General features: G+C 72.2%; 8 protein-coding genes. 4 read left to right on the top strand and 4 right to left on the bottom strand.

What is annotated here, in order from left to right; all coding sequences use genetic code 11:
- Positions 1-11: 11 nt before the first annotated feature.
- Positions 12-1,607 carry an AMP-binding protein gene (locus AQJ84_RS01915; protein WP_030041677.1) on the bottom strand — a complete coding sequence of 532 codons (1,596 nt, stop codon included), beginning with the start codon at positions 1,605-1,607 and terminating at the stop codon, positions 12-14.
- Positions 1,604-3,280 carry an AMP-binding protein gene (locus tag AQJ84_RS01910; protein WP_030041678.1) on the bottom strand — a complete coding sequence of 559 codons (1,677 nt, stop codon included), beginning with the start codon at positions 3,278-3,280 and terminating at the stop codon, positions 1,604-1,606. Before AQJ84_RS01910 ends, AQJ84_RS01915 begins: the two co-directional genes overlap by 4 nt.
- 114 nt (positions 3,281-3,394) lie before the next feature.
- On the opposite strand from AQJ84_RS01910, the gene AQJ84_RS01905 reads away from it, so the two are divergent.
- The 3 genes from AQJ84_RS01905 (at position 3,395) to AQJ84_RS01895 (ending at position 8,217) form a co-directional block, all read left to right on the top strand.
- Positions 3,395-4,255, top strand: a complete 861-nt coding sequence (locus tag AQJ84_RS01905) for a helix-turn-helix transcriptional regulator (protein ID WP_053192194.1) — start codon at positions 3,395-3,397, stop codon at positions 4,253-4,255.
- A gap of 140 nt (positions 4,256-4,395) precedes the next feature.
- Positions 4,396-7,206: a helix-turn-helix transcriptional regulator gene (locus AQJ84_RS01900; protein WP_053192196.1), complete on the top strand. Its 2,811-nt coding sequence runs from the start codon at positions 4,396-4,398 to the stop codon at positions 7,204-7,206.
- A 222-nt stretch (positions 7,207-7,428) separates the two neighbouring features.
- Positions 7,429-8,217 carry a S1 family peptidase gene (locus AQJ84_RS01895; protein ID WP_030041681.1) on the top strand — a complete coding sequence of 263 codons (789 nt, stop codon included), beginning with the start codon at positions 7,429-7,431 and terminating at the stop codon, positions 8,215-8,217.
- Positions 8,218-8,377: 160 nt separating this feature from the next.
- Here the strand turns inward: AQJ84_RS01895 and AQJ84_RS01890 are convergent, their stop codons facing one another.
- Positions 8,378-9,478: a winged helix DNA-binding domain-containing protein gene (locus AQJ84_RS01890; protein ID WP_059198791.1), complete on the bottom strand. Its 1,101-nt coding sequence runs from the start codon at positions 9,476-9,478 to the stop codon at positions 8,378-8,380.
- A 286-nt stretch (positions 9,479-9,764) separates the two neighbouring features.
- Between AQJ84_RS01890 and AQJ84_RS01885 the strand changes: the two genes are divergently transcribed.
- A complete protein-coding gene (locus AQJ84_RS01885; RefSeq protein WP_030043656.1) occupies positions 9,765-10,907 on the top strand; it encodes a magnesium and cobalt transport protein CorA in 1,143 nt (380 codons plus the stop codon).
- A 144-nt stretch (positions 10,908-11,051) separates the two neighbouring features.
- Here the strand turns inward: AQJ84_RS01885 and AQJ84_RS01880 are convergent, their stop codons facing one another.
- A complete protein-coding gene (locus AQJ84_RS01880; protein WP_030043655.1) occupies positions 11,052-11,549 on the bottom strand; it encodes a flavin reductase family protein in 498 nt (165 codons plus the stop codon).
- Positions 11,550-11,638: the final 89 nt, after the last annotated feature.

Below are 11,638 nucleotides of genomic sequence, written 5' to 3'. Positions count from 1 at the left end.
TGACCGACCCGTCAGCCGTCCGCCGCGTGTTTCTGCCGCAGTTCGATCTTGCGCACCTTCCCCGAGACGGTCATGGGGAAGGAGTCCAGGATCTCGAGCCGGCTCGGGATCTTGTAGTGCGCGAGCCGTCCCTCGCAGAAGGCCCGCACCTCCTCCAGCGTCGGCGGCCGGGCCGCGTCGCGCGCGATCACGCAGGCCAGCACCTCCTCGCCGTACCGCTCGTGGGGGACGCCGACGACCTGGACGTCCGCGATCTTCGGGTGGGTGTGGAGGAACTCCTCGATCTCGCGCGGGTAGATGTTCTCGCCACCCCGGATGATCATGTCCTTGATGCGGCCGACGATCTCGACGTACCCGTCCTCGCGCATCACCGCCAGATCGCCGGTGTGCATCCAGCGGCCGGGGTCGACCGCCTCGGCGGTCTTCGCGGGTTCGTTCCAGTAGCCGAGCATCACGCTGTAGCCGCGGGTGCACAACTCGCCCGCCGCGCCACGGGGCCGGGTGACACCGGTGGCCGGGTCGACGACCTTGACCTCGATGTGCGGCAGGACGCGGCCGACGGTGGCCGTGCGGTGCTCCAGGTCGTCGTCGCGGCGGGTCTGCAGGGACACCGGGGAGGTCTCGGTCATGCCGTAGCAGATGGAGACCTCCGCCATGTGCATCTCGGCGACCACCCGTTTCATGACCTCCACCGGGCAGGGCGAGCCCGCCATGATGCCGGTGCGCAGGGAGGACAGGTCGTAGGAGGCGAAGCCGGGGAGGTTCAGCTCCGCGATGAACATCGTCGGGACGCCGTACAGGGAGGTGCAGCGCTCCTGCTGGACGGCCTCCAGCGTGGCCTCGGCGTCGAAGGACGGGGCCGGGATGACCATGCAGGCGCCGTGCGAGGTGGCGGCCAGGTTGCCCATCACCATGCCGAAGCAGTGGTAGTAGGGCACGGGGATGCAGATCCGGTCCTGCTCGGTGTAGGAGAGCGTCTCGCCCACGAAGTAACCGTTGTTGAGGATGTTGTGGTGGGAGAGCGTCGCTCCCTTCGGGAAGCCGGTCGTGCCCGAGGTGTACTGGATGTTGATCGGGTCGTCGCAGGACAGGTCCTCGGGGCGGGTGCCGGGGGTGCCGCGCCGCAGCAGCGCCTCCCAGCTCGGGTCGCCGATGTACACGACCTCGCGCAGCCCGGGGCACTTTCCCCGCACCTGTTCGACCATCGCCCGGTAGTCGCTGCTCTTGTGGCCGAGCGAGGCGAACAGCAGCGAGACGCCGGCCTGGCCGAGGACGTACTCGACCTCGTGGGTGCGGTAGGCCGGGTTGATGTTCACCATGATCGCGCCGATGCGGGCGGTGGCGTACTGGACGAGCACCCACTCCGGGCAGTTGACCGCCCAGATGCCCACCCGGTCGCCCTTGGCCACCCCGGCGCCGAGCAGCGCGGCCGCCAGCTGCTCGACGTCCGCCCCGAACCGTGCGTACGTCCAGCGTCGTCCGGACGGCACGTCGACCAGTGCCTCACGGTCCGGCCAGGCCGCCACGGCCCGGTCCAGGTTCGCGCCGATCGTGTCGCCGAGCAGCGGTGTCCCGCTCGTGCCGTGCGTGTACGACGGTTGGCTCATCGGAAGTCCTCCTCGCGGTACTCGGCGTCGGACCCGGCGGCCGTGGCCTCGCGCAGCTCGATGCGGCGGATCTTGCCGGAGACGGTCTTGGGCAGGGGCGCGAACTCCAGGCGGCGGACGCGCTTGTAGGGCGCGAGGGCCTGCCGGGCGTGCTCGAAGAGGACCTTCGCGGTGTCGGGTCCCGGCTCCCAGCCCTCCGCCAGCACCACATAGGCCTTGGGGACGGCGAGCCGCAGTTCGTCCGGCGCGGGGACGACGGCCGCCTCCGCCACCGCCTCGTGTTCCAGCAGGGCGCTCTCCAGCTCGAAGGGGCTGATCTTGTAGTCGGAGGCCTTGAAGACGTCGTCGGCCCGTCCGACGTAGGTGATGTAGCCGTCGGCGTCGCGTGCGCCGATGTCCCCGGTCCGGTAGTAGCCGCCGGCCATCGCCTCCGCCGTACGGTCGGCGTCGCCGTGGTAGCCCGTCATCAGGCCGACCGGGTGGGCCGACAGATCGAGCGCGATCTCGCCCTCGGCCGCGCCCGGCGCGCCGGAGACCGGGTCGAGGAGTTCGACGCGGTAGCCGGGGCCGGGGCGGCCCATGGAGCCGGTCTTCAGGGGCTGGCCCGGGCTGTTGGAGACCTGGACTGCGGTCTCGGTCTGGCCGAAGCCGTCCCGGATGGTCACGCCCCAACTCCGGCGGACCTGGTCGATGACCTCGGGGTTGAGGGGCTCGCCGGCGGCCACGGCCTCGCGCGGCGGCGTGCGCAGCTGGGTGAGGTCGGCCTGGATGAGCATGCGCCACACGGTGGGCGGGGCGCAGAAGGTGGTCACGCCCGCGCGGTCCATCTCCGCCATCAGCCGGGACGCGTCGAAGCGCGTGTAGTTGTAGAGGAAGACCGTAGCCTGCGCGTTCCACGGCGCGAACAGGTTGGACCAGGCGTGCTTGGCCCAGCCCGGCGAGGAGATGTTCAGGTGCACGTCACCGGGCTTGAGGCCGATCCAGTACATGGTCGCCAGGTGGCCGATCGGGTAGGAGACGTGCGTGTGCTCCACGAGCTTGGGGCGGGCCGTCGTACCGGAGGTGAAGTACAGCATCAGCGGGTCGTCGGCGAGGGTCGGCCCGTCGGGCAGGAACTCGGCCGAGGCGGCGTACGCGTCCTCGTAGGGCTGCCAGCCCTCCGGCACCCCGCCGACGGCGGTGCGCGTGTAGTCGCCGGGCACGTCGTCGAACTTGGCGGTGTCCTCGGCCCTGACCAGGACGTGGCGCACCTGTCCGCGTTCCACCCGGTCCCGCAGGTCGGCGGGGCCCAGCAGCGGGGTGGCCGGGATGACCACGGCCCGCAGCTTCATGGCGGCCAGGGCCGTCTCCCACAGCTCGACCTGGTTGCCCAGCATGACGAGGATCCGGTCCTCGGCGCCGACCCCGCGCTCGCGCAGCAGGTTGGCGAGCCGGTCGGACCGCTCGGACAGTTCGGCGAAGGAGAGCCGGATCTCCGAGCCGTCCTCCTCGACGATGTGCAGCGCGGTCCGGTCGTTCCCGTCCGCGATCTCGTCGAACCAGTCGAGCGCCCAGTTGAAGTACCGGGGGCGGGGCCACTGGAAGCCCGCGTACGCCGTGGCGTAGTCCTCGCGGTGTTCCAGCAGGAAGTCCCGCGCGCTGCGGAAGAGCTCCGTCGCGGTCGCCGTCGTCATCTGTCCTCCTCGGTGCCGGACCATTGCCGGGCGGCTCTCTGCCATCGTGTAATCCGTGATGCAGGTCTCACTACCCCCGAACGGGGGTGTGTGCCGCGGTGAAGGAGCGAGTTCGTGGCAGCAGAGGGAACGGCGTCGGTGGAGATCCGGCGCGCGCTGGTACGGCTGCGGCGCACGACGGGGCTCCCGGTCGCCTTCGGCGGTCTGGTCGAGCCGGGCCGACGGCAGATGCGGATCAGTGAGCTGAACGGCACCGCCACGCGCGCCCTGAGCGCCCTCGCGGTGACCTCCGGCAACGGACTGGGCGGCAAGGCGGTCGCGCTCGCCCGGCCGTGCGCCGTCACGGACTACTCCTCCTCACGGCAGATCAGCCACGAGTACGACGCCGCGGTCAGCGCGGAGGGGCTGCGCTCGGTGGTGGCGGTGCCCGTCGTCGTACGGCGCCGGGTGTGCGGGGTGCTGTACGGCGCCCTGCGGGACGCCCGGCCGCTGGGCGACCGCGTTCTCACGGCGGCGGTGGCGGCCGCGCGGGACGTCGAGCAGGCGCTGGTGCTGCGGGAGGAGGCGCGGGGTCTGCGGGACGAGACGCGGGGGTTGGTGGCGGCGGCGGGCGTGGATACGGCGCGGCCCTCGGCGGACGGCTCCGCCTGGGAGCAGGTGCGGGAGGCGCACGCGGCGTTGCGGGCACTCGCGCCGCGCATCTCCGACGAGGCGCTGCGGGGCGAACTGCTGGCGGCGTGCGGGCTGCTGACGTCCCCGGGCACCGGGCCGGCGCGGGAGGTGGGGCTGACGCCCCGGGAGGTGGACGTGCTGGCCTGCGTCGCCGCGGGGGCCACCAACGCGGCGGCCGCCGAGCGGTTGGGGGTGACCGCCGAGACGGTGAAGGGATACCTGCGCTCGGCCATGCGCAGGCTCGGGGCGCGTACCCGCGGGGAGGCTGTCGTCGCCGCGCGCAGGGCGGGGTTGCTGCCCTGACAGCGTCGACGTTTCATTCATGCGCCGAACCTGTGAATTTCTCTATGCCTGCCGCTGTTATTTCCCTCACCACGTCGCCCGGCCGAATTCCAAAGCCTGTTGCCTAATATTGGCCAGGACACGACACACGGAGGGGAGCGGTGACCGTGCGACGGGACTTCGAGGAGCCTGCCAGATGCCGCCCCGACCTGGTGATCGGCAGGGAGGAGCTGTTCGCGGGGGCCCGTGAGCGGCTGGCCGACGGCGGCAGCGTGCTGCTCCACGGCCCGGCCGGAATAGGAAAGTCGACCGTGCTGCGGGCATTGACCGCGGATTACTCCGGCGCGGCCAGGACCGTGTTGCGCTGCTCGTCGACCGAGTCCGAATCCCATCTCCCGTTCCTGGCGCTCGCCGACCTGCTCGGGCTGGTCGTGGACGAGGTGTCCGACCGGCTGCCCGCCGCCCAGCGCACCGCACTGGAATCGGCCCTCACCGGCCGCGGCGAGTCCACCCTCCAGCGCGACGGGCTGGCCCTGCGTCTGGCCGTCCTGTCCGTGCTGCGCGCCCTCGCCGCCGAGGGCCCCGTCCTGGTGGTCGCGGACGACCTGCAGTGGCTGGACCCGGCGAGCGCGGAGCTCCTCGGCTTCGCCGCCCGCCGCCTCGGCGACACCCCGGTCCAGCTGCTGTGCGCGGTACGGACCGACGGGCAGGAGTACGACCACCATCTACGCGCGTTGCCACCGGACAGTCTCGCCGTCCGCCTCAACCCGCTCTCCCGCACCCAGGTGTCCGCGCTCCTCGACCACCGCGGCTACACCGGCCTGCCCCGCTCCACGGTCCGGGACATCCACCGCACCAGCGGCGGCAACCCGCTCTTCGCCCTCGAACTCGGCCGCGCACTCGCCGAGGATCCCACCCCGCCCCGGCCGGGCGAGCCGCTGCACGTGCCCACCTCGCTGCGGGCCCTGGTGCTCAGCCGCCTGGACATGGTCTCGGCCGAGGTCCGCCGCACCCTGCTGGTGGCCAGCGCGGGCGCGCGCCCCACCCTGGCCCTTCTGCACGCGGCCGGCCGGCACAACGCCGAGGCAGAGACCGCCCAGGCGGCCGCCCTCGGCCTGCTCGCGACGGAACCCGAGGGCCCCACCGTGCGGTTCGCGCATCCGCTGATCTCGGCCGCGCTGTACGCGGAGGCCCCGGCACTGGACCGGCGGGCCGCGCACGCCGCGCTGTCCACGGCGGCCTCCGACCCCATCGAACGGGCCAGGCACCTGGCGCTCGCCACCTCCGGCACCGACCCGGAGGTGGCCGCGAGTCTCGCCGAGGCGGCGGCGCAGGCCCGGGACCGCGGGGCGCCCTCGGTGGCCGCCTCGCTCGGACTGCTCGCCGCCCGGCACACCCCGGCCGACGGCGTGCCCGGCCCGGACGAGCGGCGGTTGCAGGCCGCCGAGGACGCCATCACCGCCGGCGAGGTGGACCTCGCGCGGGACATCGCCCGCGACGTGCTGACCCGGGCCACCGTGCCGGCGGACCGGGTGCGGGCCTGGATGGTCGTCATCGAGGCGGCCGGCCAGGCCCTCGGCGACGTCGACGCAGCCTTCCCACAGGCCCTGGCCGACGCGGGCGAGGACCCCGGGCTGCTCGCCCTGGTCCACTACCAGCTGGCCTGGCGCGGCCTAGTCGTGCAGGGCGACTTCGCGCAGGGCCGGGAGGAGGCCGCGCACGCGGCACAGCTGGCCGCCCGGGCCGGCGACCGGCGCACCGAACTCCTGGCGCTCGCCTTCCAGGCCCAGACCGAGACGCTGATGGGCCACCCGGACGCCCCCGTGACCATCAAGCGGGCCCTCAGGGAGCCCCAGGACCCGCAGGTGGCCTGCCACCACAACGGCCCGGGCCTGGCCCGGTTCCGCTGGCTGCTCATGAGCGACCAGCTGACCGAGGCCCGCACCACCGTCACCGCGCTGCTGCGCGAGGCACGGCGACGCGGCATGGTCGAGAGCGAGGTGCACTTCCTGCGCCTGCTCGCCGAGACCGAACTGCGTTCCGGGCACTGCGGCCGCGCCCTCGACCTGGCCCGCGAGAGCCTGCGGACGGCCCGCGACACCGGCATCGGCAGGGTGGCCTCAGCGCTGCTCACCTCGTTCGCGGAGGCCTCGGGCGGGGACGTGGACCGGGCCCTGGCGCTGGCCCGGGAAGCGGTGCAGCACGCCGAGGAGGAGGGCGACCAGATGTACGTCTCCCGCGCCCTGGCCGCCCTCGGACACGCCCAGTTGGTGGCCGGGGACGCCGAGGGGACCGTCGCCTCGCTGCGCCGGGTGCGGGAGCTGGAGCAGGGGCTCGGCATCACCGACCCGGCACGCGGCCGCTGGCACGCCGACCTCGCCGAGGCCCTCGTCAGGGTCGGCGAGCCCGCGGAGGCGCAGGACGTCATCGCCGTGACCCGCGCACACGCGCTGCGGCTGGGCCGGGAGAGCGTGCTGGCCGTGCTGGACCGGGCCGAGGCGCTGGTGCGGGCCCGGCGGGGTGAACACGAGGCCGCTCTGAGCCAGTTGACGTCGGCGCAGGACCGGCTCGGCAAGCTGGGCTACGGCCTGGAGGAGGCCCGTGCCGCCTTCGCGCTGGCCGCGCTGCGCACCCACCGCCCGGGGCCGACCTCCTACGACGAGGCCGCCCGGCTGTTCCGGCGCTGCCGTGCGCTGCCCTGGCTGCGCCGGGCCGAGGCGGCCGCGGTGCCGGCACCGGCCGAGCCGGTCGCGGCGCCGGCCCCCGCCCTCGACGCGCTGGACTCCCTCGCCTCGATGGAACGTCAGGTCGCCGCGCTCGTCATGGAGGGCGCCACCAACCGGGAGATCGCCGCGCGGCTGTTCATCAGCGTCAAGACGGTCGAGGCGACCCTCACCCGGGTCTACCGCAAGCTCGGGATCCGATCGCGGGTCGACATCGTCAGACTCGCGGCGGGCCGTCGTACGAAGTGAGGACCCGGCAGGTTCACCGGCCGGGCGGGTTTGATGGGGGCCGACCGAGGGTTATCCCTGCCCAACTCGCCTAGGGGGTTCCCTCATTGGGAAGGGCGTCTTCCGGGTTCTAGCTTATGGGTGTGCCGCTCGCTCGGGCACACGGGGGTCGGTCCCGCGACCCCCGTGCACCACCCCCACACCCGTGCGACCCCCCACCGGCAATTCCCAATGAGGAGACTCATGTTCGGGCTCAACCGCGCCAAGAAGACCGCTGCCGCGCTCGCGGCCACCGCCGCTGCCGCGACCGCTCTGGTCAGTGCTCCGGCCGCCGTCGCCGCCCCGCAGCCCATCGTCGGCGGTTCGACGACGACCACGACCTCGTACCCGTTCATGATGCAGATCACGGACGCCTCGCAGAGCCAGTTCTGCGGCGGCACCCTGGTCTCGGCCACGAAGGTCGTCACCGCGGCCCACTGTATGGTCGGCGAGACCACCAGCAGCGTCAGAGTCGTCGGCGGGCGCACCTACCGCAACGGCACCAACGGCACGGTCAGCCGGGTCAGCAAGATCTGGATCCACCCGAGCTACACCGACGCCACCAACGGCGACGACGTGGCCGTCCTGACGCTGTCGACGTCGATGCCGTACACCACGGCCTCCTACGTCTCCTCCTCGAACACCTCCGTGTACGCGGCCGGCACCACCGCCCGCATCGTCGGCTGGGGCACCACCTCCGCGAACGGCAGCTCCTCCAACCAGCTGCGCACCGCGACGGTGCCGATCGTCTCCAACTCCAGCTGCGCGAGCTCCTACGGTTCCAGCTTCGTCGCGAGCGACATGGTCTGCGCCGGATACACCTCCGGTGGCGTCGACACCTGCCAGGGCGACAGCGGCGGTCCCCTGCTCATCGGGGGCGTCCTGGCAGGGATCACTTCCTGGGGCGAGGGCTGCGCCGATGCCGGTTACCCGGGTGTCTACACCCGCCTGACCACCTTCTCGAGCCTGGTGACCACGCAGGTCAACTCGTAGGGCTCGACCTCACCCCGGAGTTCTCCTGAGCACCCCACCTCAGGTGAGAGAACCAGGGGGCGTTGCGGGCCTCCACGAGCGGCCCGCAACGCCCCCTGTCCATGTCTGTGGCCCAGAGCGACCCGGCTGACATCAGCCGGGTCGCGGCATGAGGTGACGGTTACCGTACGACGGTCCCGAAGCGGATGTCGTACGACGTCCCGGGGTGCATCACCGTCAGCATCCGCTCCCCCTCCGTGCGGACCTCCTCCCGCTGTGCCCCGGTGAGCCGGCCGAAGGGCTCCACGACGAGCGCGTCGCCCTCCAGTTTCCACACGCCGGCCAGGAAGCCGTCGACGAGGAGCGTGCAGTGGGCCTGGTTGCCCTGCCAGGTGCGGCCGTAGTACTCGGGCGGAACGACCCGGGTGCGGTCGGCGTGGGAGAGCAGCAGGTTGTCGAACTCGGGCAGGAAGCGCGGCGGTGCGGGGGTGTCCGCGTCGGGGCGGGGCGCGTCCGGGAGGTCGAAGAGCTCGACGCCGTGCTCGTCGCGGAAGGTCACCAGGCCCGGCCGGAGACGTTCGAAGGCCTCGCGCAGCCGGGTCAGGCCGGCCCAGGTCTGCATGTCCTTGACGGACGCGGGCCCGAAGGCGGCGAGGTAGCGCAGCACGGTGGCGTCGGGGGCGGGGGTGGGCTGGGCGGGCCGATTCAGCCAGTGCTCGGCGGTGGTGAGGGCGACCTGGCCACTACGACCCCACAAGCCGCGCGGGGTGACCTGGACGAGTGGGAGCTTGCAGCGGGCGGCGATGGCGAGGGCCTGCGGGTCGGCGTCCGGCCACTCGACGAGCAGAGCCTCGCGCAACTGCTTCATGGTGCGCGGCTCGGCCTCGACGAGCTCGCGGGCGAGGTCGGCGAGCCGGTCGAGGTCGACACCCTGAAGCCCCTTGCGGAACTGGGTGAGTTCACGGTCCCGGGCGGGCTGCACCAGGGGGCGGAGGGTGAGGCAGTCGTCGGCGGTGTGCGTGTGGATCGTCGAGCGCATACTGACGATGCGGACGACCTCACGATCCGCCATCAGACCGGACAGCTCCGCCGGGGCGAAGCCTTCGAGGCGGGCGGCGAGGGCGTAGTACGGCGGCTTCACGTTCTGTGCCTGCAGGCCGAGGAGATGCTTTACGGCCACCTTGGCGGACATCGACGCGGGGCGAAGGAGCAGCTGCCGGTCGAGGGTGGCGCGGTTGAGGGCGCGGTTGCCGAGCACGGGGGCCGTCGTCGTCTTCGTCATACCGCGTACGCTAGCGAGGCTTGCGGACATGTTCTGTCCGCAACTCTCGCGGTTCACCGAAGGGGCAACACGAACCGGCATGTGAACGGGCGCCACGAACGGGTGCCACGGGCCGATTCCACGAACCGGCGCCACAAGCCGACTCCACGAACCGGCGCCACAAGCCGACTCCACGAACCGGCGCCACGAACCGGCTTGGGGCCCATGCCGAACGCCCCGTACAAATGCCGCGTATATCCTGCTCCGTGATCACGCAGCCGTTGGCTCGACCCGAGAGGCAGCCGCGATGCCCGAGCGAAAGAACCCGAAGAAGTCCGCCTGGCGCCGGGCTCTGACTCCGCCGCCCGCGCAGCACCCGGACGACCGGGTGACGGCACGTGCCGAGGCGTCCGGTGGCGAACCGGAACCGGCGAGCATCGTCCAGGCGGCCCTGTACCGGGACGGGGTCCGCGTCTCCGCCCCCGCCACCCTCGCCGACACCTTCCGCGAACTGCGCGAGCAGCCCTCCGGCATGGCGTGGATCGGCCTGGCCCGCCCCACCGAGGCCGAACTCCTCTCCCTGGCTGCGGAGTTCGACCTGCATCCGCTGGCCGTCGAGGACGCGATGGAGGCCCACCAGCGCCCGAAGCTGGAGCGTTACGGCGGCACCCTCTTCGTCGTCCTGCGCGCGGCCCGCTACCTCGACGCCCCGGAGGAGGTCGACTTCGGCGAACTGCACGTGTTCGTCGGCCCCGACTTCGTCATCACGGTCCGCCATGGCGCCGCCCCGGACCTCTCGGCGGTACGCCACCGCATGGAGCAGACACCGGAACTGCTGGGACTGGGCCCGGAGGCGGTGCTGTACGCCATCCTGGACGCGGTCGTCGACGGCTACGCGCCCGTCGTGTCGGGTGTCCAGAACGACATCGACGAGATCGAGACGGAGGTCTTCCGCGGGGACCCCGAGGTCTCCCGCCGCATCTACGAACTCTCCCGCGAGATGGTCGAGTTCCAGCGGGCCACCCGCCCCCTCGTCGGCATGCTGCACTCCCTGATCGCCGGCTTCGCCAAGTACGGCACGGACGAGGAACTCCAGCGCTACCTGCGGGATGTCGCCGACCACGTCACCCACACCAGCGAACGCGTCGACGGCTTCCGCCAGGCCCTCACCGACATCCTCACCGTCAACGCGACCCTGGTCACCCAGCAACAGAACGCGGAGATGCGGGCGTTGGCGGAGGCGGGGTTCGAGCAGAACGAGGAGATCAAGAAGATCTCGTCCTGGGCGGCGATCCTGTTCGCCCCGACGCTGGTCGGGACGATCTACGGAATGAACTTCGAGCACATGCCCGAGTTGCACTGGGTGTTCGGATACCCCTTCGCCATCGTCCTCATGGCGGTGGTCTGCACCGGCCTGTACGTCGTCTTCAAGCGGCGGGACTGGCTCTGAGCGGCCGCCCGGGACGACCTCGTAGCCGTGGGGACAGAGGGCCGCGTCGGCGACAACGTTCACCCGCGGCGAGTCGGGTCGCCGCGGGTGAGCTCCGGGGGGTCGGGGCCGGGCGGGCGTCGCGAGCGCCGCGGTGGCACCTGTCTAGGAGACGGCCAGGCGCCTGAACCGGCTGTTGTGGAACACCAGGGGCTCCCGGTCGGGCTCGGCCCGCAGGCCGTGGATCTCGAGGAGCACGATCGTGTGGTCGCCGCCGGGCAGCTCGGCGTACAGGGAGCAGTTCAGCCGGAGACTGGCGCCGTGGATGTAGACACCGCCGTCCTCGTCCGCGTCCCAGTCGACGCCCGCGAACCGGTCGGCGCCCGTGCCGGCCAGTGACCGGCAGATCTCGTCCTGCCCCTCGGCGAGCACGCTCACGCCCACTCTGGACCGCTGACGCAGTCTGGGCCAGGTCGTCGAGGTGTCCTGCATACAGACCGATATGAGAGCGGGTGACAGGGAGACCGGCGTGAACGTGCTCGCCGCCATGCCCACCGGGCTGCCGGAGTCGAGTGCGCACACGGCCGTCACCCCGGAGGGGAAGCAGCCGAAGGCCTGGCGCAGCAGGGCGGGGTCGGCCGGGGTCGCGTGGAGAGGGCTCATCGCAGACCACCCGTCCGGCGTCGCGGGGTGGAGTGCGAGGGCCTTGCCGCGGAGCCCGTGCCCGCTTGCCGCGGGTCGGGGGTGAGTGA

Source organism: Streptomyces resistomycificus, assembly GCF_001514265.1.
Taxonomy (GTDB): Bacteria; Actinomycetota; Actinomycetes; order Streptomycetales; family Streptomycetaceae; genus Streptomyces; species Streptomyces resistomycificus.
The sequence above is the reverse complement of the archived record's forward strand: the minus strand, read 5'-3'. Positions and strand labels throughout refer to the sequence as shown.

What these genes read in the sequence shown, in the direction of transcription:
- AQJ84_RS01880 (WP_030043655.1), bottom strand. Translation starts at nt 11,549, where the DNA reads ATGAGCCCTCTCCACGCGACCCCGGCCGACCCCGCCCTGCTGCGCCAG.
- AQJ84_RS01895 (WP_030041681.1), top strand. Translation starts at nt 7,429, where the DNA reads ATGTTCGGGCTCAACCGCGCCAAGAAGACCGCTGCCGCGCTCGCGGCC.
- AQJ84_RS01910 (WP_030041678.1), bottom strand. Translation starts at nt 3,280, where the DNA reads ATGACGACGGCGACCGCGACGGAGCTCTTCCGCAGCGCGCGGGACTTC.
- AQJ84_RS01915 (WP_030041677.1), bottom strand. Translation starts at nt 1,607, where the DNA reads ATGAGCCAACCGTCGTACACGCACGGCACGAGCGGGACACCGCTGCTC.
- AQJ84_RS01890 (WP_059198791.1), bottom strand. Translation starts at nt 9,478, where the DNA reads ATGACGAAGACGACGACGGCCCCCGTGCTCGGCAACCGCGCCCTCAAC.
- AQJ84_RS01885 (WP_030043656.1), top strand. Translation starts at nt 9,765, where the DNA reads ATGCCCGAGCGAAAGAACCCGAAGAAGTCCGCCTGGCGCCGGGCTCTG.